22 protein-coding genes are annotated in these 20,918 nt (G+C 59.9%); 12 read left to right on the plus strand and 10 right to left on the minus strand.

Annotated elements, in window-relative coordinates; genetic code table 11:
* Positions 1-73 precede the first annotated feature (73 nt).
* A complete protein-coding gene (locus AC07OP_RS03440) occupies positions 74-1,498 on the plus strand; it encodes a gamma-aminobutyraldehyde dehydrogenase (RefSeq protein WP_495100951.1) in 1,425 nt (474 codons plus the stop codon).
* 361 nt (positions 1,499-1,859) lie between these two features.
* Complete coding sequence (locus AC07OP_RS03445) at positions 1,860-3,485, plus strand: glucan biosynthesis protein D (RefSeq protein ID WP_495100950.1); 1,626 nt, start codon at positions 1,860-1,862, stop codon at positions 3,483-3,485.
* Between the two features lie 47 nt (positions 3,486-3,532).
* Here AC07OP_RS03445 and AC07OP_RS03450 read toward each other — a convergent pair whose 3' ends face one another.
* The 3 genes from AC07OP_RS03450 to AC07OP_RS03460 all read right to left on the minus strand — a co-directional run bounded on the left by AC07OP_RS03450 (position 3,533) and on the right by AC07OP_RS03460 (position 7,219).
* The gene (locus AC07OP_RS03450; RefSeq protein WP_027604533.1) at positions 3,533-3,718 is read right to left on the minus strand and encodes a hypothetical protein; all 186 of its coding nucleotides are present in this window, start codon (positions 3,716-3,718) and stop codon (positions 3,533-3,535) included.
* 270 nt (positions 3,719-3,988) lie between these two features.
* On the minus strand, positions 3,989-5,095 hold the full coding sequence (locus AC07OP_RS03455; RefSeq protein WP_065948863.1) for an NADH:flavin oxidoreductase/NADH oxidase: 1,107 nt from the start codon (positions 5,093-5,095) through the stop codon (positions 3,989-3,991).
* Positions 5,096-5,317: 222 nt separating this feature from the next.
* Entirely contained in the window at positions 5,318-7,219 is a 1,902-nt protein-coding gene (locus AC07OP_RS03460; protein ID WP_027604535.1) for a potassium transporter Kup, read from the minus strand.
* A 413-nt stretch (positions 7,220-7,632) separates the two neighbouring features.
* Between AC07OP_RS03460 and AC07OP_RS03465 the strand changes: the two genes are divergently transcribed.
* From AC07OP_RS03465 to tsaA, 7 genes are all read left to right on the plus strand, one after another.
* Positions 7,633-7,956 carry a type II toxin-antitoxin system RelE/ParE family toxin gene (locus AC07OP_RS03465; protein WP_065938726.1) on the plus strand — a complete coding sequence of 108 codons (324 nt, stop codon included), beginning with the start codon at positions 7,633-7,635 and terminating at the stop codon, positions 7,954-7,956.
* The gene (locus AC07OP_RS03470; RefSeq protein WP_043293399.1) at positions 7,953-8,288 is read left to right on the plus strand and encodes an addiction module antidote protein; all 336 of its coding nucleotides are present in this window, start codon (positions 7,953-7,955) and stop codon (positions 8,286-8,288) included. The genes AC07OP_RS03465 and AC07OP_RS03470 overlap by 4 nt, the downstream gene beginning before the upstream one ends.
* Before the next feature lie 180 nt (positions 8,289-8,468).
* Complete coding sequence (rimO, locus tag AC07OP_RS03475) at positions 8,469-9,809, plus strand: 30S ribosomal protein S12 methylthiotransferase RimO (RefSeq protein ID WP_141156892.1); 1,341 nt, start codon at positions 8,469-8,471, stop codon at positions 9,807-9,809.
* Positions 9,810-9,909: 100 nt separating this feature from the next.
* Positions 9,910-10,383: a GNAT family N-acetyltransferase gene (locus AC07OP_RS03480; protein WP_495100949.1), complete on the plus strand. Its 474-nt coding sequence runs from the start codon at positions 9,910-9,912 to the stop codon at positions 10,381-10,383.
* A 71-nt stretch (positions 10,384-10,454) separates the two neighbouring features.
* On the plus strand, positions 10,455-11,165 hold the full coding sequence (locus AC07OP_RS03485; protein ID WP_092356391.1) for an rRNA pseudouridine synthase: 711 nt from the start codon (positions 10,455-10,457) through the stop codon (positions 11,163-11,165).
* Between the two features lie 69 nt (positions 11,166-11,234).
* Positions 11,235-11,696: a YehS family protein gene (locus AC07OP_RS03490; protein ID WP_141156889.1), complete on the plus strand. Its 462-nt coding sequence runs from the start codon at positions 11,235-11,237 to the stop codon at positions 11,694-11,696.
* 3 nt (positions 11,697-11,699) lie between these two features.
* Complete coding sequence (tsaA, locus tag AC07OP_RS03495; protein WP_495100948.1) at positions 11,700-12,395, plus strand: tRNA (N6-threonylcarbamoyladenosine(37)-N6)-methyltransferase TrmO; 696 nt, start codon at positions 11,700-11,702, stop codon at positions 12,393-12,395.
* Between the two features lie 116 nt (positions 12,396-12,511).
* Here tsaA and fpr read toward each other — a convergent pair whose 3' ends face one another.
* Positions 12,512-13,291, minus strand: a complete 780-nt coding sequence (gene fpr / locus AC07OP_RS03500) for a ferredoxin-NADP reductase (protein ID WP_003172178.1) — start codon at positions 13,289-13,291, stop codon at positions 12,512-12,514.
* 124 nt (positions 13,292-13,415) lie between these two features.
* Between fpr and AC07OP_RS03505 the strand changes: the two genes are divergently transcribed.
* On the plus strand, positions 13,416-14,342 hold the full coding sequence (locus AC07OP_RS03505; RefSeq protein WP_065938723.1) for a LysR family transcriptional regulator: 927 nt from the start codon (positions 13,416-13,418) through the stop codon (positions 14,340-14,342).
* Positions 14,343-14,345: 3 nt separating this feature from the next.
* On the opposite strand, the gene AC07OP_RS03510 is transcribed toward AC07OP_RS03505, so the two are convergent.
* From AC07OP_RS03510 to AC07OP_RS03520, 3 genes are all read right to left on the minus strand, one after another.
* Complete coding sequence (locus AC07OP_RS03510) at positions 14,346-14,708, minus strand: diacylglycerol kinase (RefSeq protein WP_065938722.1); 363 nt, start codon at positions 14,706-14,708, stop codon at positions 14,346-14,348.
* Positions 14,709-14,783: 75 nt separating this feature from the next.
* Positions 14,784-15,434, minus strand: a complete 651-nt coding sequence (gene erdR / locus AC07OP_RS03515) for a response regulator transcription factor ErdR (protein WP_027604545.1) — start codon at positions 15,432-15,434, stop codon at positions 14,784-14,786.
* 252 nt (positions 15,435-15,686) lie between these two features.
* Positions 15,687-16,406: a tRNA-uridine aminocarboxypropyltransferase gene (locus tag AC07OP_RS03520; protein ID WP_495100947.1), complete on the minus strand. Its 720-nt coding sequence runs from the start codon at positions 16,404-16,406 to the stop codon at positions 15,687-15,689.
* A 179-nt stretch (positions 16,407-16,585) separates the two neighbouring features.
* On the opposite strand from AC07OP_RS03520, the gene AC07OP_RS03525 reads away from it, so the two are divergent.
* The gene (locus tag AC07OP_RS03525; RefSeq protein WP_495100946.1) at positions 16,586-17,026 is read left to right on the plus strand and encodes a PA3611 family quorum-sensing-regulated virulence factor; all 441 of its coding nucleotides are present in this window, start codon (positions 16,586-16,588) and stop codon (positions 17,024-17,026) included.
* 376 nt (positions 17,027-17,402) lie between these two features.
* Positions 17,403-18,515, plus strand: coding sequence for an LOG family protein (locus AC07OP_RS03530; protein WP_065926513.1), 1,113 nt, complete (start codon positions 17,403-17,405; stop codon positions 18,513-18,515).
* Positions 18,516-18,740: 225 nt separating this feature from the next.
* Here the strand turns inward: AC07OP_RS03530 and recX are convergent, their stop codons facing one another.
* The 3 genes from recX to AC07OP_RS03545 all read right to left on the minus strand — a co-directional run bounded on the left by recX (position 18,741) and on the right by AC07OP_RS03545 (position 20,859).
* Entirely contained in the window at positions 18,741-19,208 is a 468-nt protein-coding gene (gene recX, locus AC07OP_RS03535; RefSeq protein WP_016977936.1) for a recombination regulator RecX, read from the minus strand.
* A gap of 8 nt (positions 19,209-19,216) precedes the next feature.
* A complete protein-coding gene (gene recA / locus AC07OP_RS03540) occupies positions 19,217-20,275 on the minus strand; it encodes a recombinase RecA (RefSeq protein WP_065926514.1) in 1,059 nt (352 codons plus the stop codon).
* Positions 20,276-20,358: 83 nt separating this feature from the next.
* On the minus strand, positions 20,359-20,859 hold the full coding sequence (locus AC07OP_RS03545; protein WP_495100945.1) for a CinA family protein: 501 nt from the start codon (positions 20,857-20,859) through the stop codon (positions 20,359-20,361).
* Between the last annotated feature and the right edge of the window lie 59 nt (positions 20,860-20,918).

The raw sequence follows: 20,918 nt of genomic DNA on the forward strand, positions 1-20,918 counted from the left end.
ACACCGAGCCCTCTCCCACATTCAGAGCCGGTTTATTCAGTGACATAACGATCGCTTTCTAGAGGACTGAACCATGCAAACCAAACTCTTGATCAACGGCCATCTGGTCGAAGGCGAAGGCCCGGCGCAAGCGGTGTTCAACCCGGCATTGGGCCGCGTGCTGGTGGAAATCAAAGAAGCCAGCGAAGCCCAGGTCGACGCCGCCGTGCGCGCCGCCGATGCGGCCTTCGAAGGCTGGTCGCAGACCGCGCCCAAGGATCGCTCGCTGTTGCTACTGAAACTGGCCGACGTGATCGAGGCCCACGGCGAAGAACTGGCCAAGCTGGAATCGGACAACTGCGGCAAGCCCTACAGCGCCGCGCTGAACGACGAGATCCCGGCAATTGCCGACGTGTTCCGCTTCTTCGCCGGCGCCAGCCGATGCATGAGCGGTTCGGCCGGTGGTGAATACTTGCCCGGCCACACCTCGATGATCCGTCGCGACCCGGTAGGCGTGATCGCGTCCATCGCGCCGTGGAACTACCCGTTGATGATGGTCGCCTGGAAAATCGCACCGGCCCTGGCGGCGGGCAATACCGTGGTGCTCAAGCCGTCGGAGCAAACCCCGCTGACCGCGTTGCGGATGGTCGAGTTGGCGTCGGAGATTTTCCCGGCCGGAGTACTCAACCTTGTGTTCGGCCGTGGGCCTACCGTGGGCAGTCCGCTGGTGAACCACCCGAAAGTGCGCATGGTGTCGCTGACCGGCTCCATCGCCACCGGCGCGAATATCATCTCCAGCACCGCCGACAGCGTGAAGCGCCTGCACATGGAGCTGGGCGGCAAGGCGCCCGTGATCATCTTCAACGACGCGGATATCGATGCAGCGGTGGAAGGCATTCGTACCTTCGGCTTCTACAATGCCGGCCAGGACTGCACCGCAGCGTGCCGGATTTATGCGCAGGCGGACATCTACGACGCCTTTGTGGAGAAACTCGGCGCGGCGGTCGCCAGCATCAAATACGGCTTGCAGGATGACCCGGCCACTGAGCTGGGGCCGTTGATCACTGCGCAACACCGCGACCGGGTTGCCGGGTTTGTCGAACGCGCCGTGGCGCAGCCGCATATCCGCCTGGTCACCGGTGGCAAGGCGGTGGAAGGCAATGGTTTCTTCTTTGAGCCGACCGTACTCGCCGATGCGCAACAGGACGATGAGATCGTGCGCCGCGAGGTGTTCGGGCCGGTGGTGTCGGTGACCAAGTTCACCGATGAGGTGCAGGTGCTGGGCTGGGCCAATGATTCGGACTACGGGTTGGCGTCATCGGTATGGACCGCCGACGTAGGACGCGCCCATCGCCTGGCCGCGCGCCTGCAGTACGGCTGCACCTGGGTAAACACCCATTTCATGCTCGTCAGCGAAATGCCCCACGGTGGTCAGAAACTGTCGGGGTATGGCAAGGATATGTCCATGTATGGCTTGGAGGACTACACCACGGTTCGGCATGTGATGTTCAAGCACTGATCCCCCAAGTGCCGTAACGCTTTATTGTAGGAGCGAGCTTGCTCGCGAAGAACGCAAGAGCACTGCGGTTAATCAGAATCTCCGCGTTATCGTTGACGTTCTTCGCGAGCAAGCTCGCTCCTACATTTGGATCTTCATAATTCGTGGGTAATGTGTTCACTCACAGCGTCGGAAATGTCTTGTCGCATTTGCAATGCCATCACCCCGCCATCAATCAATTTTCCTTCTCCATCGAACCGCTTAAGCTATCCGGCGTCTGTTTAATGTCCGTTGCGTTTGGCCGAAGGCATGTCCGAACCGTAATTTCTGATCCAGCACGTGCCAGGAACGGCGCGGGATTTGCTCACGACAGGTTGTCTCTATGCACCGCAGGAATTTGCTCAAAGCCTCCATGGCCATTGCGGCCTACACCGGTTTATCAGCCAGCGGCCTGCTTGCCGCGCAGGCCTGGGCCGGGAACCGTGCCGCCGATGGCAAGGCCGTGGCGTTCGATTTTGAAACGCTCAAGGCCCAAGCCAAACAACTCGCCGGAACCGCGTATAAAGACACCAAACAGTTGCTACCGCCCACCCTGGCGACCATGACCCCGCAGAATTTCAACGCCATCGGCTACGACGGCAACCATTCGCTGTGGAAGGAATTGAACGGCCAGCTCGACGTGCAGTTCTTCCACGTCGGCATGGGCTTCAAGACACCGGTGCGCATGCACAGCGTCGACCCCAAGACCCGTGAAGCCCGCGAAGTGCATTTCCGCCCTTCACTGTTCAATTATGAAAAAACCACCGTCGACACCAAACAGCTGACCGGCGACCTGGGTTTCTCCGGCTTCAAGTTGTTCAAGGCGCCGGAACTGGATCGCCATGACGTGCTGTCGTTTCTCGGCGCCAGCTACTTCCGCGCGGTGGATTCCACCGGCCAGTACGGCCTCTCCGCCCGTGGCCTGGCGATTGATACCTACGCAAAAAAACGCGAAGAGTTCCCCGATTTCACGCAGTTCTGGTTCGAGACCCCGGACAAGAACGCGACCCGCTTTGTGGTCTACGCTCTGCTCGACTCGCCGAGCGCCACCGGTGCCTACCGCTTCGATATCGACTGCCAGGCCAACCAGGTGGTGATGGCCATCGACGCCCATATCAACGCACGTACCGCCATCGAACAGTTGGGCATCGCCGCCATGACCAGCATGTTCAGTTGCGGCACCCACGAGCGCCGCATGTGCGACACCATCCACCCACAGATCCACGACTCGGACCGCCTGGCGATGTGGCGGGGTAATGGCGAGTGGATTTGCCGCCCGTTGAATAACCCGGCCAAGCTGCAGTTCAACGCGTTCGCCGACACCGACCCGAAAGGTTTCGGCCTGGTGCAGACCGACCATGAGTTCGCCAGCTACCAGGACACCGTCGACTGGTACAGCAAGCGTCCAAGCCTGTGGGTCGAACCGACCACCGCCTGGGGCGAAGGCTCGATCGACCTGTTGGAAATCCCCACCACCGGCGAGACCCTGGACAACATCGTGGCCTTCTGGACCCCGAAAAAGCCGGTGGCGGCTGGCGATTCACTCAACTATGGCTACAAGCTGTACTGGAGCGCCCTGCCCCCGGTCAGCACACCGCTGGCGCAAGTCGATGCGACCCGTTCCGGCATGGGCGGCTTTACCGAAGGTTGGGCGCCGGGCGAGCACTACCCGCCAGTGTGGGCGCGCCGGTTTGCCGTGGACTTCAAGGGCGGCGGCCTGGACCGCTTGCCGGCCGGCACCGGGATCGAGCCGGTGGTGACCTGCTCCCACGGCGAAGTGAAAGACTTCAGCGTGCTGGTGCTCGACAACATCAAGGGCTACCGCATCCTGTTCGACTGGTACCCGACCAGCGACAGCGTAGAGCCGGTGGAACTGCGGCTGTTTATTCGCACCCAGGACCGCACCCTGAGTGAAACCTGGTTGTATCAGTACTTCCCGCCGGCACCGGAACAGCGCAAGTACACCTGATCCAGATCGTTCCCACGCTCGCGTGGGAACGATCCTCGGGCACGGCATCAGAACCGCGACACACTCTTCATCGCTCCAATCAGATACCGCATCGCCACCTGATCGTTTTCGGTCAGGGCGCGATACTGCGCCAGTAATTCGGCTTCGTCCGAACTCAACCTGCGGCCACGCAAGGACACCCTGCGGGTAAAAAAAGACACCACCGCACCCGCTACACCATAGGACTTGGCCATGGACTGTTTCTCCTGATATCGATCAAAAACTCCTGTGCCCACAAACCGTTTCCCGGGGAGCGCAATGCCTCGGTGTACAAACAGACTGACTCCCTGGGCCAGAAATCAGTCGTACCCTAAGCGTAGAAACAATCTCGTTACGCGTGGGATTTTTTTAGAGTATTCACTTAAAAAATCACTTCGGTAACAAATACCTACAACCCCATCCCACAGCAGCAGGCAAAAAAAACCCACCGGTTCAAGGTGGGTTTCGATGGCGCCGACGCAGGATCAATCCCTCAAGTCAGACTCATGGATCGGTTGGTCCCGATGGGTCGCTCGTTGGTACTGAGCCGGCCAAATGGCCTTGCGCCCGCCCAGATCATCATCGGCATGCAACGGCCAGTAAGGGTCACGCAGCAGTTCACGCGCCAGGAAGATGATGTCGGCCTGGCAGGTACGCAGGATGTGCTCGGCCTGGGCCGGTTCGGTGATCATGCCGACGGTGCCGGTGGCGATGCCCGACTCCTTGCGTACACGCTCGGCAAAGCGCGTCTGGTAGCCAGGGCCGGTGGGGATTTCGGCGTTGGCGGCAGTGCCGCCGGAAGACACGTCGATCAGGTCCACGCCCAGGTCTTTGAGACGGCGCGCCAGTTCCACGGTTTCATCGGGGTTCCAGCCATCTTCCACCCAATCGGTGGCCGACACCCGCACGAACAGTGGCAGCTCCTGGGGCCAGGCCTCGCGCACGGCCTCGGTCACTTGCAGCACCAGGCGGATACGGTTCTCGAAGGAGCCTCCATATTGGTCCTGCCGCTGGTTGCTGATGGGCGAGAGGAATTGATGCAGCAGGTAACCATGGGCGGCGTGGATTTCCACCACTTCAAAACCGGCGGTCAGGGCGCGCCTGGCGGCGGCGACAAAATCGGCGATCACTTGCTGGATCTGCGCCTCATCCAAAGGCTTGGGTTGTGTGTGCTGCGGGTCAAAGGCAATCGGCGACGGCCCCACCGGCACCCAGCCACCGTCTTGCGGCTTGACGCTGCCGTGCTTGCCGATCCATGGCCGGTGGGTGCTGGCCTTGCGCCCGGCATGGGCCAGCTGGATGCCCGCCACCGCGCCCTGGGCGGCGATAAACCGTGTGATGCGCCGCAGGGGTTCGATCTGTTCGTCGTTCCACAGGCCCAGGTCTTCGGCCGTGATGCGGCCATCGGCGGTTACGGCGGTGGCTTCGGTGAATATCAGCCCGGCGCCCCCGACCGCGCGGCTGCCGAGATGGACCAGGTGCCAGTCGTTGGCCAGGCCATCGACACTTGAGTACTGACACATCGGCGACACGGCGATGCGGTTGAGCAGGGTCAATTGGCGCAGGGTATAGGGTTCGAGCAGCTGACTCATGGCGCACCTCTTCTTGGCTTTTGGGCACTTTTGTAGGAGCGAGCTTGCTCGCGAAGGCCTCATAGGCGCCGCGTCTATCCAGGATTAACGCGTTACCGTGACATTTTTCGCGGGCAAGCCCGCTCCTACACAACAGTGCTTAGAGCCTAGTCGACAACCGTGGATTGCACAGGGTTCAGACGTAAAGCGGGAGCCGATTGCCGGCTCCCGTACCGCGCAGGCTTACATTTCGACCTGGGTGCCCAATTCGATCACTCGGTTGACCGGGAGCTTGAAGAACCGCAGGTTGCCGTTGGCGTTCTTGAGCATGAATGCAAACAACGCTTCGCGCCAACGGGCCATGCCCTTGATGCGGGAGGCGATGACGGTTTCACGGCTGAGGAAGTACGTGGTGCGCATCGGACTGAAATCCAGGCCGTCCAAATGGCACAGCTTCAACGCTTCGGGGACGTCCGGCTCATCGGTAAAGCCGAAGTGCAGGATCACGCGAAAGAACCCCTCGCCGTAGGAATCCACCTCGAAGCGCCGTGAGGCCGGGACACGCGGAATGTCTTCGTAGACCACCGTCAGCAACACCACCTGTTCATGCAGCACCTGGTTATGCAACAGGTTGTGCAACAGCGCATGGGGCACGGCGTCCGGGCGCGCGGTAAGGAACACGGCGGTACCCTGCACGCGATGCGGCGGCTGCACGCGGATGCTGCTGATGAAGATCGGCAACGGCAGGCCACCTTCATCGAGGCGGTCCACCAGCAATTGCTTGCCGCGCTTCCAGGTGGTCATCAGCACGAACAGCACAATCCCCGCCAATACCGGGAAGGCGCCGCCCTGAATGATCTTCGGCACGTTGGCCGCGAAGTACAGCCCGTCCACCAACAGGCAGCAGACCAGGACCGGCACGGCCAGAATCGGTGGCCATTTCCACAGCAACAGCATGACTGCCGACACCAGGATGGTGGTCATCAACATGGTCCCCGTCACCGCCACGCCGTAGGCCGACGCCAGTGCGTTGGAGGACTCGAAACCCAGCACCAGCAGGATCACGCCGACCATCAGCGACCAGTTCACCGCACCGATATAGATCTGGCCCTGTTCGGCGCTTGAGGTGTGTTGAATGTGCATGCGCGGGATATAACCCAGCTGGATCGCCTGGCGCGTCAACGAGAACGCACCGGAAATCACCGCCTGGGACGCAATCACCGTGGCCAGGGTGGACAGCACCACCAGCGGGATCAGCGCCCAACTTGGCGCCAACAGGTAGAACGGGTTGCGTGCGGCTTCCGGGTCGCCCAGCAACATGGCGCCCTGGCCGAAATAGTTGAGCACCAGCGCCGGCAACACCAGGATGAACCAGGCGCGGGCGATGGGTTTGCGGCCGAAGTGGCCCATGTCGGCATACAGCGCCTCGGCACCGGTCAACGCCAGCACTACCGCGCCGAGGATCGCCACGCCAATGCCAGGGTGGGCCTCGAAGAAACGCACGCCCCACATCGGGTTCAGGGCATTGAGCACTTCAGGGTGCAGGGTAATGCCATACACGCCGAGGCCCCCCAGCACCAGGAACCAGGTCACCATCACCGGCCCGAACAACTTGCCGATGCGGTCGGTACCGTGCTTCTGGATCAGGAACAGCGCCACCAGCACCACCAGGGCGATCGGCACCACCCATTTTTCCAGGCCGTCGAACGCCAGTTCCAGGCCCTCAATGGCCGACAGCACCGAAATCGCCGGGGTAATCATGCTGTCGCCATAGAACAACGCCGCACCGCACAGGCCACACACCACGAGGAAACTGCGCAACTTCTTGCGCTCCCCCGCCGCCCGTCGCGCCAACGCGGTCAGGGCCATGATGCCGCCTTCGCCCTGGTTATCGGCGCGCAGCACGAACAGCATGTACTTGATCGACACCACCCAGATCAACGACCAGAAGATCAGCGCCAGGATCCCCAGCACACCGTCATGGTTGACCTGCACCCCATAACCACCGTTGAACACCTCTTTGAGGGTATAGAGCGGGCTGGTACCGATATCGCCGTAAACCACCCCGACCGCTGCCACCAGCATGCCGATCGGCTTTGCGTTGGAATGCTCGGCACCTGCTGCCTGACTACTTGCCTGACCCATCAACCACTCCTGCCCTTTGACCTGAGGTCTCTTATAAACAGCGCGTCTAAGCTGACCCTAGCATGCGCTGTTTTACTTCTCGTAACAGACGTTTTATTGACCCAAGGGTTTTCCCCGTGCGCAACGGCGCGAAGCATAGCGCAGCGGTCGTCGTATTTCCCTGCTCAAGTGATTCGGGTATCGATTTACACCGTCAGTCGTAGATGAAGCGGCATTTTGGAGCCTTTTTGCCTGCATTGATCACATTTACGGCCAACCGTATATTTTCCGCCCGGCTCAGTAGCGCAGCCTCAGCGGTGTATGCGCAAGCTCCTTGGCCACCTTGCCTGATCAATAAATCGCGCGCCTGCATCACGTGCGTAGTCGATATAAAAACTCAATCATTGCCCTGTCTCTTTTAAGGTACATTCCGCATGTACGAAGTGAAACACGTACTTTCAGTCAACGGGGTGGATATCTACCAGGCTTGGCTGGACACCGTGCAAGACACGCGTTCAAAGGCAAGAATCACCACCAGAGTGGATCGAGCTTCCCTTGGCCACTTTGGTGTTACCGAGTCGGTGGGTGACGGGGTCTTTGAGATGAAACTCGACTTCGGGCCTGGGTTTCGTGTGTATTACGCAATCCAGGATCGAAAAATTGTTTTCCTGTTGGGCGGCGGCTCAAAGGCCAGGCAGCAGAACGACATTGATCAGGCCAAGGCCCTCTGGAAATCTTACAAGGTGCAGCAAAAATGACCATTCGTACTCGTTCTCATGAAGATAGTGTTCTTGAAATGCTCCGAGACGACGAAGCATTTGCCTTGGAATATCTATCTGTCGCGCTTGAGGAAATCGATGAAGCGGGTGGGGAAGACGCGTTCCTTGTCGCTATCCGTCGAGTGGCGGACGCTCGCGGCGGGATGCTCAGTCTGTCGCAGAACACGGGCCTCAATAGAGCAAATCTCTATAGGTCCCTCGGCGTCGGCGGCGACCCAAAGCTTTCCACTCTCCTGAAAGTGCTTCAGGCGTTAGGTGTGGGCATGTCTAAAGTTGTAACGCACCGCACAGAGCAGGACGTCCGGGCTTAAGAACGTGTAAGGGCTGGGCGATTCACCCAACACAGCACTCGTCGCATTTCCCTGCATAAAGCTGGTCAAGTGCGTTGCCCGTCGCTAGAATTGCGCACTTTTTGATCAGAGGCGCAGCAAGCGCCCGTCCGCAGCCCTGTCGTGCCCGACTGGCGGCGTCATTCAATACCGAGGTTAGACATGTCCACCACCACCGCAAAAGCCAACCCCAAGGTTGGCTTTGTTTCCCTGGGTTGCCCGAAGGCGCTCGTCGATTCCGAACGCATCCTCACGCAACTGCGCATGGAAGGCTATGACGTGGTGTCCACTTACCAGGACGCCGATGTGGTGGTGGTCAACACCTGCGGCTTTATCGACTCGGCCAAGGCAGAGTCCCTGGAAGTGATCGGCGAAGCCATCAAGGAAAACGGCAAGGTCATCGTGACCGGCTGCATGGGTGTGGAAGAAGGCAATATCCGCAACGTGCACCCCAGCGTACTGGCCGTGACCGGCCCGCAGCAGTACGAGCAGGTAGTCAATGCCGTGCACGAGGTGGTGCCGCCGCGCCAGGATCACAACCCGCTGATCGACCTGGTGCCGCCCCAAGGCATCAAGCTGACCCCGCGTCACTATGCGTACCTGAAGATTTCCGAAGGCTGCAACCACAGCTGCAGCTTCTGCATCATCCCGTCGATGCGCGGCAAGCTGGTCAGCCGTCCGGTGGGTGACGTACTCGACGAGGCCCAGCGCCTGGTCAAGTCCGGCGTCAAGGAGCTGCTGGTGATCTCCCAGGACACCAGCGCCTACGGCGTCGACGTGAAATACCGCACCGGCTTCTGGAACGGCGCGCCGGTGAAAACCCGCATGACCGAACTCTGCGAAGCCCTCAGCAGCCTGGGCGTGTGGGTGCGCCTGCACTACGTCTACCCGTACCCGCACGTGGACGAGCTGATCCCGTTGATGGCCGCCGGCAAGATCCTGCCGTACCTGGACATCCCGTTCCAGCACGCCAGCCCGAAAGTGCTCAAGGCCATGAAACGCCCGGCCTTCGAAGACAAGACCCTGGCGCGCATCAAGAACTGGCGCGAGATCTGCCCCGAGCTGATCATCCGTTCGACCTTCATCGTCGGCTTCCCCGGCGAAACCGAAGAAGACTTCCAGTACCTGCTGGACTGGCTGACCGAAGCGCAACTGGACCGTGTGGGTTGCTTCCAGTACTCGCCCGTGGAAGGTGCCCCGGCCAACCTGCTGGACCTGGCCGTGGTCCCGGACGACGTCAAGCAGGACCGTTGGGAGCGCTTCATGGCGCACCAACAGGCAATCAGCTCGGCGCGCCTGCAACTGCGTATCGGCAAGGAAATCGAGGTACTGATCGACGAAGTCGACGAGCAAGGCGCAGTCGGCCGTTGCTTCTTCGATGCACCGGAAATCGACGGTAACGTGTTTATCGACGATGCCAGCGGCTTGAAGCCGGGTGACAAGGTCTGGTGCACCGTGACCGACGCTGATGAGTACGATCTGTGGGCTGAAAAGCGCGACTGATCGAAAAAACTTGAAAAGCCCTGCTTCTGGACAAGATGCGGGGCTTTTTTAGGTCTATCGTTTTGCCCATCAGCGCCAATCATCGCAAGGGGCAGCGGGCATGCGTCAGCATTCGGTTATCCACACACCTAAAACCAGCGACTACGCGGAGCTGGCGCGCATCTGGGAGGCCTCGGTGCGGGCCACCCATGATTTTTTGCCGGACAGTTACATCGTATTGCTGAAAAACCTGCTGCTGACCCGCTACCTGGATTCGGTGATGCTGATCTGCACCCGTGACTCGCGCCAACGCATCACCGGGTTTGCCGGGGTGGCGTGCGGTAAGGTGGAGATGCTGTTCATCGACCCGCAATACCGCGGGCAAGGCCTCGGCCGGCAGTTGCTGCGTTATGCAATCGAGCGCATGAACGCCGACGAACTCGACGTCAACGAGCAGAACCCGCAAGCCTTGGGGTTTTATTTCAAGCAGGGTTTCGAAGTGGTCGGACGCACCGAGCATGACGGCCTGGGGCAGCCCTATCCGTTGCTGCACCTGCGCCTGCGCCAGCAACAACAAAACGCCCGTCAGGGCTAAATGAAATGGGGCCGGGATTAACCGCGCCCACACAGGTACAATAGCCGCCCCCTTTTGTTACGGCCCTTGTCATGACTGACCCCATACGCCTCTCCAAACGCCTTATCGAACTGGTCGGTTGCTCCCGTCGGGAGGCTGAGCTGTTTATCGAAGGCGGCTGGGTCTCGGTGGACGGTGAAGTGATCGACGAGCCGCAATTCAAGATCACCACCCAGAAGGTCGAACTGGACCCGGAGGCCAAGGCCACTGCGCCAGAGCCGGTGACCATCCTGTTCCACGCCCCGGCCGGTGTCGATGCCGAGACGGCAATGGCCTCGATCAGCGCCGAAACCCTCTCGGAGGAACACCGCTTCAGCAAGCGTCCGCTCAAGGGCCACTTCCTGCGCCTGACCGCCAGCGCCGACCTGCAAGCCAAGGCCAGCGGCCTGTTGGTGTTTACTCAGGACTGGAAGATTCTGCGCAAGTTGACCGCCGATGCCGCCAAGATCGAGCAGGAATACGTGGTGGAGGTTGAAGGCGACATGGTTGCCCACGGCCTCAACCGCCTGAACCACGGCCTGACCTACAAAGGCAAAGAGCTGCCAGCCGTAAAAGCCAGCTGGCAGAACGAAAATCGCCTGCGCTTTGCGATGAAAAACCCGCAACCGGGCGTGATCGCCCTGTTCTGCGAAGCCGTTGGCCTGAAAGTCGTCGCTATCCGCCGCATTCGCATCGGCGGCGTGTCCATCGGCAAAGTGCCGGTTGGCCAATGGCGTTATCTGTCCGGCAAAGAAAAGTTCTAAACAGCCTCCCCCTTTCCAGGCACCGCCCCACCCGGCGGCGCCCACCGTTGAAAACCAGGATTGCCCACCATGATTCACAACGACGTACTGCGCAGCGTGCGCTACATGCTCGACATCAGCGACAACAAGATGGTCGAGCTTATCAAGCTCGGCGGCATGGACGTGACCAAGGAAGACCTGCAGACCTACCTCAAGAAAGACGAGGAAGAGGGTTTTGTGTTCTGCCCGGATGACGTCATGGCCCACTTCCTCGATGGCCTGGTGATTTTCAAGCGCGGCAAGGACGAAAGCCGTCCGCCGCAGCCGATCGAAACCCCGGTGACCAACAACATCATCCTCAAAAAACTGCGTGTGGCCTTCGAACTGAAGGAGGACGACATGCACGCCATCCTCAAGGCCGCCGAATTCCCGGTGTCCAAGCCTGAGCTGAGCGCACTGTTCCGCAAGTTCGGCCATACCAACTACCGCACCTGTGGCGACCAGCTGCTGCGCAACTTCCTCAAGGGCCTGACGCTGCGGGTTCGCACGTAAGCCATGGGTTACCAGGTCTCGCCGGTCGGTTTCGTACGCTCCTGCTTCAAGGAGAAGTTCGCCATCCCGCGCCAACCGCAACTGGCGCCTGCCGCGCGGGGCGTGCTGGAGTTGGTGGCGCCGTTCGACCAAGGCGAGGCGGTACAGGGCCTGGAGCAGGTCAGCCACGTGTGGCTGTTGTTTCTGTTCCACCAGGCCCTGGAAGACAAGCCCCGCCTGAAAGTGCGCCCGCCCCGCCTGGGTGGCAACACGTCCATGGGGGTGTTTGCGACCCGCGCGACTCATCGGCCCAACGGGATTGGCCAGTCAGTGGTCAAGCTGGACAAGGTCGAGCCGGGCCGGCTATGGATTTCCGGAATCGATTTGCTCGATGGCACCCCGGTATTGGATATCAAGCCGTATGTGCCCTACGCCGACATCATCGACACGGCCACCAACAGCATCGCCAGTGGTGCGCCGCAGCTGATTCCGGTGCAGTGGCTGAAGAGCGCACTGCAGCAGGCACAAGGCCATGCCCAGCGCCTTGGGGAGCCGTTGGTGGCGTTGATCGATCAGTGTCTGGCACAGGATCCACGCCCGGCCTACCAGACGCCAGGGCCTGAACGCGAATACGGGGCGCAGTTCTGGGATGTGGATGTGCGCTGGCACTATCCTGAAGCAGGGATGATTTGTGTGTTGGAAGTGGTGCCGGCGGGATAAACCGGTAACCCAATGTAGAAGGGGGCTTGCTCCCGATGGCAGTGGATCAGTCAACGTGTATATCGACTGACCCATCGCCATCGGGAGCAAGCCCCCTCTCACATTTTTTACCGCAGTTATTTCTCGACGAACGCGCGCTCGATCAAGTAATCACCCGGCTCACGCATGCGTGGCGAAACTTTCAGGCCGAAGCTGTTCAGCACTTCGCTGGTCTCGTCCAACATGCTTGGGCTGCCGCACAACATGGCGCGGTCGTCCTCGGGGTTGATCGGTGGCAGACCGATGTCGCTGAACAGCTTGCCGCTGCGCATCAGGTCGGTCAGGCGGCCTTCGTTTTCGAACGGCTCGCGGGTCACGGTCGGGTAGTAGATCAGCTTCTCACGCAGGGCCTCGCCGAAGAATTCGTTCTGCGGCAGGTGCTCGGTGATGAATTCGCGGTAAGCGACTTCGTTGACGTAGCGCACGCCGTGGCACAGGATCACTTTTTCGAAACGCTCGTAGGTTTCCGGGTCCTGGATCACGCTCATGAACGGAGCAAGGCCGGTACCGGTGCTGAGCAGGTAGAGGTGTTTGCCCGGCTTCAAATCGTCAAGCACCAGGGTGCCTGTCGGTTTTTTGCTGATGATGATCTCGTCGCCCTCCTTCAAGTGCTGCAATTGGGAAGTCAGCGGGCCATCCGGCACCTTGATGCTGAAGAACTCCAGATGCTCTTCCCAGTTCGGGCTGGCAATGGAGTAAGCGCGCATGAGCGGGCGGCCGTTGGGCTGTTGCAGGCCGATCATCACGAACTGACCGTTCTCGAAGCGCAGGCCCGGATCGCGGGTGCACTTGAAGCTGAACAGAGTGTCGTTCCAGTGATGAACACTGAGGACACGCTCGTGGTTCATGTTGCTCATGTACGGGGGACTCCTGGAAATGGGTCTGCGCCAAAGATGAAGTGCGCAATTGCACAGCATTCTAATGGCGGCGACAATATCTGTTAACTGGATTATTAAGATAAGGGTTATCGGTTATATCGATATGCGATTTACTCTCCGTCAACTGCAAGTCTTCGTCGCCGTCGCCCAGCAGGAAAGCGTCTCTCGCGCTGCTGGCCTTCTGGCCTTATCTCAATCCGCCGCCAGCACCTCGATTACCGAGCTGGAGCGTCAATCCAGCTGCCAATTATTCGACCGTGCCGGCAAGCGCCTGAGTCTCAACGCCTTGGGCCATCAGCTGTTGCCTCAAGCGGTGGCGCTGTTGGACCAGGCCAAGGAGATCGAAGACCTGCTCAACGGTAAGTCCGGGTTCGGCTCCCTGGCGGTCGGCGCGACCCTGACCATTGGCAATTACCTGGCCACCCTGCTGATCGGCAGCTTCATGCAGCAGCACCCCGAAAGCCAGGTGAAGCTGCATGTGCAGAACACGGCCAATATCGTGCATCAGGTTGCGCACTACGAAATTGACCTGGGTCTAATCGAAGGCGACTGCAGCCACCCAGATATCGAGGTGCAAACCTGGGTGGAAGATGAGCTGGTGGTGTTTTGTGCACCTCAGCACCCCCTGGCCAAGCGCGGCGTGGCCACCCTGGAAGAATTGACCCATGAGGCCTGGATCCTGCGGGAGCAAGGCTCCGGCACGCGCCTAACCTTTGACCAGGCCATGCGCCATCACCGCAGCGCGCTGAATATCCGCCTGGAGCTGGAGCACACCGAGGCGATCAAACGGGCGGTGGAATCGGGTTTGGGCATCGGGTGCATTTCCCGGCTGGCGCTGCGCGATGCATTTCGCCGTGGCAGCCTGGTGCCGGTAGAAACCCCGGACCTGGACCTGGCCCGGCAGTTCTACTTCATCTGGCATAAACAGAAATACCAGACCTCGGCCATGCGCGAGTTCCTGGAGCTATGTCGGACCTTCACCGCCGGGGTTCAGCGCAGCGACGAGATCGTGCTGCCGAGCATTGCCTGATCGTCAGATCAGGATCACGGCCCACACCAGGGTGATCATGGTCAACGCCACGAATTGCGCGGCGCTGCCCATGTCCTTGGCGTTTTTCGACAAGGGATGGCGATCGAGGGAAATACGGTCGATCGCCGCTTCTACCGCCGAATTGAGCAATTCAACGATCAAGGCCAACAGGCACACCGCAATCAGCAGCGCGCGCTCAACACGGCTGACGTGCAGGAAAAAACTCAGCGGGATCAGGATGACGTTCAACAAGACCAGTTGACGGAACGCCGCCTCACCGGTGAAAGCCGCGCGCAGGCCATCCAGGGAATAGCCCCCTGCATTGAAGATACGTTTGAGACCGGTTTGACCCTTGAAAGGCGACATAGACGTAGGCAACTGAACCAAAGAAGTGGGGAAACTAGATCACGCAAAGTCAAAAAAGCGTGAATCGGTAACAACTTAATGCTGCGCAATTGACTCAAGTTGTTGCAAGAGCAGCGCCGCCTGGGTCCGCGTGCGCACCCCCAATTTGCGAAAGATTGCCGTGACATGCGCCTTGATGGTCGCTTCCGACACACTCAGCTCATAGGCGATCTGCTTGTTCAGCAAACCTTCGCAGACCATGGTCAGCACCCGAAACTGCTGGGGCGTCAAGCTGGCCAAGCCATCACGGGCGGCCTTGGCTTCGTCGGACACGTTGATGTGTTCGAATGCCTGCGGCGGCCAGGACACATCACCGTCCAACACTGCGCGCACGGCCTTCTGAATATCTTCCATCGCGCTGGACTTTGGAATGAAGCCGCTGGCGCCAAACTCCTTGGAACGCACCACCACGTCGGCGTCTTCCTGGGCAGAGACCATCACCACGGGGATCTGCGGGTATTGCCCACGCAGGAGCACCAGCCCCGAGAAACCGTAGGCGCCGGGCATGTTCAGGTCGAGCAGCACCAGGTCCCAATCGGATTTTTCGGTAAGGCGGGTTTCCAGCTCGGCAATGCTGGCCACTTCAACCAGGCGCACGTCGGGGCCAAGGCCCAGGGTCACGGCCTGATGCAACGCACTGCGAAACAGCGGGTGGTCATCGGCTATCAGGATTTCGTATGTGGCCATTGATTAAATGATCCTGTTTTTTATGGCAGCCCCGATGGGTTCAGGGTTCACCAATACACAAGGCGACAGCCAGGCAGCCATCGCCACAGGGTACGTTCAACGTCAAAAGCACTTGGAACGACGTCGAAAACTCACGGTTGCACCCCAATCGGCGCTCAGCATGCCCAGCGCAGCCTGGGGGGTCAAGCACTACGCCCATGGGCATTTTAGCGGGGTGCAGGTTTACGGTGCCATCATGCAAACGTCGTCTGGCTATAGCGTGGGTATATAGGGTGCAAGACGAGTATGGACGCTGTCGGTCGGGTCCAGTGGCAGCTGGAACTTGGCGGCCAGGTAATGGGTGCTGAATACGTCGAGGTAGGCGTCCAGCACTTCGCTGGCAGCGGCGTCATCGGCCAGTTCCAGGCACAGGGCGGCGACTTCGGCGGTGCAGAAATGGTCGTCACGCTTGGAGCGGCGCAGTTTGTAGCGCGAAAGCTGCTCAGGCGCCAGGCTCAATACCGGCAGATGCTCCAGATAGGGACTCTTGCGAAACATCTTGCGCGCTTCGCTCCAGGTGCCATCCAGCAGGATGAACAGCGGGCGCTTGCCTTCTGCCATCGCCACGGTACTGACAACACGCTCGGGCGCCACGAATTCGCCGGGGAACACGATGTAGGGCTGCCACTGCGGGTCAGCGAGCAGGGTGAGCAAATCCGGGTCGACTTCGGTGCGCGACCAGGCGAATGCCGTGGTGTCCTCGACCACGTCGGCGATCAGCCAGCCGGTGTTGCTGGGTTTCATCGGTTCGACATCGTGCATCAACAGGCACATGGCGGACCTGGCTGCGACCTGGGGGCGCCAGGCACACAGGCAGTATTCGGGGATGACCCGGCAGCCGGGGCAGCGTTCGGCACGGGAGCCTCGATTGACGAAGGGCTTGATCGCGCGTGCCAGGCGCTGGGTACGCAGGCGGGAGACGGCGTGGCTCATCGGATGCGCCGTACAGAGGGGTAGATCGACACGGAGAAAACTCGTGGAAGGCTGAAGTGACCGCAGTTTACCAGCGATACGCCTGGCTGTAGTGGCAAGGGGTCACCTATAATTGCGCGCCACTGAACGCACAGCGCAGTGGCTGGTCTATGCACCAGTAACCGAATCAGGAGAGTTTCATGCTGCGTTCCATGCTGCGTCTTGCCGCCCCATCCATCGCACTTGCGCTGGTACTGCCCGTGGGCGCCCAGGCGGCCTCGCTGCTGGAGGCCCAAATGAACCGGAAGCTGCAAAGCGTCGCGACTGAAAGCAACAAGGACCTGCCCCGGGAAATCGACGAAAAAACCCTGGAAGTGGCCTACACCGTTGAGGGCATGCAACTGATCGATCACCTCAGCGTATTGCCTGATCGCGCCGAACAGATGCGCGCCAACCCCAAGGCGGTGTACTTCCAGCTGGGGCAAAGCGTGTGCCTGAACAAAGGTTATCGCGAGCTGATGGCCAAGGGCGCAGTGATGCGCTATGAAATCACCGAGAACAAGACCAATCGTCCTGTGGCATCGGTGAAATTCGTGGAAGCGGATTGCCCGGCACCAGCTGCCACCAAGAAGAAAAAGTAATCTTCGCTTGCCCTTCGCGCGCTGCTGTCCAGTAGCGCGCACTCCCCTGCTTCATTTCCCTGCAGGCGGCTAAACTCCCTGCTGAGAGACCAATAAGCGGTTGCCAGCCAAGGGTTTTTCGGCCCATGATCAAGTCATCCCGACCGCCCGTTCATCACGGCTTCCACGCCGTTCTGTAACATTTCCAGGGCAAAAGAGGGTTGCCCTCCTGCGACGTACAGTGCAAAGGTTTTTTAAATCACAAGGAATATACAGAGCCCGTTTGCTGCCTGGCGAACACGTGCAATGCCTTGGTATGCAGCGACACATGCAGTGTCGTGGCCCCCGGACGAATCTCTCGCCGTTGGCCCAGCCTCTGTGAAGAAGGAGAAGTTGAATGCCTTACGAACCGAATGACCGCCTGCTCCGGCATTTTGAAGAAAACGGGGCCGACCTTACGCAACAGGTTGAAGCTCAACTCCAGCAGATCGCCCCCAACAGCCCGAATATCCCCCTGTATCGCGACATGATCCTGACCGTGCTGCGCATGGCCCAGGACGACCGCAACCGCTGGAACGCCAAGATCACCTTGCAAGCCATTCGCGAACTGGACCACGCCTTCCGCGTACTCGAACAGTTCAAGGGGCGCCGCAAGGTCACGGTGTTCGGCTCGGCACGCACCCCGGTGGAAAGCCCACTGTACGCCTTGGCCCGCGAGGTGGGTGCCGCACTGGCCCGTTCGGACCTGATGGTAATCACCGGTGGCGGCGGCGGCATCATGGCAGCGGCCCACGAAGGGGCAGGCCTGGAACACAGCCTGGGGTTCAATATCACCCTGCCGTTTGAACAGCATGCCAACCCGACCATCGATGGCACCGAGAACCTGCTGTCCTTCCACTTCTTCTTTACCCGCAAGCTGTTCTTCGTCAAGGAAGCCGATGCGCTGGTATTGTGCCCGGGTGGTTTCGGCACCCTGGATGAAGCCCTGGAAGTATTGACCCTGATCCAGACCGGCAAAAGCCCGCTGGTGCCGGTAGTGTTGCTGGATGCGCCCGGTGGCGGTTTCTGGCAAGGCGCCCTGGACTTTATCCGTAGCCAGCTGGAAGCCAATCGCTACATCCTGCCCACCGACCTCAAGCTGGTACGCCTGGTGTACAGCGCTGAAGAGGCAGTGGAAGAGATCAATCAGTTCTATGCCAACTTCCATTCCACGCGCTGGTTGAAACGTGAGTTTGTGGTGCGCATGAACCACCCGCTCAGCGATCGAGCTCTGGCTCATTTGCAGAGTGAGTTTGCCAGCCTGCGATTGAGCGGAGAATTCCAGCAGCTTGCCTATACGGGCGAGGAGCATGATGAGCCGAAGTTCAGCCATTTGACGCGGTTGGTGTTCAACTTCAATGGCCGTGACCAAGGCCGGTTACGGGAGCTGGTGGATTACATCAACTTGCCGGAGAACTGGGCGCAGGCTCAGGGGAAGACGCAACAGCGGGTAGCGCCGCAGCCGGCGTGAAATCCAGAAAGGCAGAATCCAGAAACGCAAAAAGGCCCGCTATTTTCATAGCGGGCCTTTTTTGGGGGCTTCAGGTTTGGTGTTTCAGGTTTAGATCGAAGGGGAGGCTATTGGGGCTGCTTCGCAGCCCAGCGCGGGGCAAGCCCGCTCACCACAACAAGCCCATTCAACAAACAACAAGCCTATTCACCACACAACAAGGCCGTTCAGCGCACAACAAGGTGTTCAGTCATCCATGTCTCGGCCACTTAATAAGCGGCTGATCATTTCCATCGAAAAACCGCGATAACTCAAGAAACGCCCCTGCTTGGCGCGCTCCCTGGCATCAATGGGGAGATGACCCGAGAATTTGCGGCGCCAGGTGTCTTCCAGTTGCGCCTGCCAACTGATACCGCACTCACGCAAGGCAAGGTCGATATCCGCGCGCTGTAAACCACGCTGGCTCAGCTCTTCGCGAATACGCGCCGGGCCATAGCCGGACCGGGCTCGGTAGGAGACAAAACTTTCGAGATAACGGGCTTCCGAAAGCAGCCCCTCTTCCGTCAAACGGTCAAGGGCGGTTTCGATCATCTCAGGTTCCGCGCCGCGCTGACGCAGCTTACGCGTCAGCTCGACTCGACCATGCTCGCGGCGAGCGAGCAGGTCCATTGCGGTACGCCGAACGGCGACGAGTGTATCCAGTACAACGGTCATCGTTTACTTCAGATGTCAGTGTCGGCTTCTTCTACTTCTTCAACCGGCTCGCGGTTGGCGGCAGCTTTCACGTCTGGTGTTGGGGTCAGCAGTTTGTCGCGGATCTGCTTCTCCAGCGTGGCAGCGATATCCGGGTTGTCCGCCAGGAACTTGGCCGAGTTGGCCTTGCCCTGACCGATCTTGCTGCCATTGTAGGCATACCAGGCACCGGACTTTTCGACGAAACCGTGCAGCACGCCCAGGTCGATCATCTCGCCGTTCAGGTAGATACCCTTGCCGTAGAGAATCTGGAATTCAGCCTGGCGGAAAGGCGGAGCCACTTTGTTCTTCACGACCTTGACGCGGGTTTCGCTACCCACAACCTCGTCACCCTCTTTCACCGCGCCGGTACGGCGGATGTCCAGGCGGACCGAAGCATAGAACTTCAGCGCGTTACCACCGGTGGTGGTTTCCGGGCTGCCGAACATCACGCCGATCTTCATGCGGATCTGGTTGATGAAGATCACCAGGCAGTTGGCGTTCTTGATGTTACCGGTGATTTTACGCAGCGCCTGGGACATCAGGCGGGCTTGCAGGCCCACGTGCATGTCGCCCATTTCGCCTTCGATTTCAGCCTTGGGTACCAGGGCTGCCACGGAGTCGACCACGATCACGTCGATGGCGTTTGAGCGCACCAGCATGTCGGTGATTTCCAGGGCTTGCTCACCGGTGTCCGGCTGGGACACCAGCAGGTCGTCAACGTTGACGCCCAGCTTGCCGGCGTATTCAGGATCCAGGGCGTGCTCGGCGTCGACGAACGCGCACGTAGCGCCCATTTTTTGCGCCTGGGCAATCACCGACAGGGTCAGGGTGGTTTTACCGGAAGATTCAGGACCGTAGATTTCAACGATACGGCCTTTTGGCAGGCCGCCAATGCCGAGCGCGATGTCCAGACCCAGAGAGCCAGTGGAAATAGCCGGGATCGCCTGACGGTCGTGATCGCCCATACGCATTACGGCACCCTTGCCGAATTGACGTTCGATCTGACCCAGGGCCGCAGCCAAGGCTTTCTTCTTGTTGTCGTCCATTAAAGTCCTCACGTAATCAATAAGGCCTGGCGGCCAACACCTGTATAAGTAGACAGTATTGTTCCACAAAGATCGGAGATCGCCTACCCCTGATTTTCTATTTCTGCTGCAGCTCGTCGCAACAAGCCCTCCAGCGCGGCCTTCACCGTTTGTCGGCGGACCTCGTCGCGGTTGCCGGAGAAGTGCGCAAGCTCGGCCGTGACCTCCTCGCCAACGCCAAAGGCCAGCCACACGGTGCCCACCGGTTTGTCCACCGAACCACCATCGGGGCCCGCCACACCGCTGACCGCCACGGCAAAGCGCGCCAGGCTTTTCTCCTGGGCGCCGCGCACCATGGCCTCCACCACTTCCTGGCTGACCGCCCCAACCTTTGGAAACAAGGTTTCCGGCACATTCAACTGCCGGGTCTTCTGCCGATTGGAATAGGTGACATACCCCGCCTCGAACCAGGCCGAACTCCCCGGGATCCGCGTAATGGCCTCGGCGATACCGCCACCGGTACAGGATTCCGCGGTGGTGACGTGGGCATTGAGCACCTGCAGGCGGCGGCCCAGGTCAGCGGCAAGTTGAGTGATTTCCTTCACGACGGTCTCCAGAAGTGGGCGGGGGTTTGCCTACCCTACAGGAGCAAATCGCTCGTGCA

The sequence above is a fragment of the Pseudomonas sp. GW821-FHT09D08 genome, assembly GCF_059416305.1.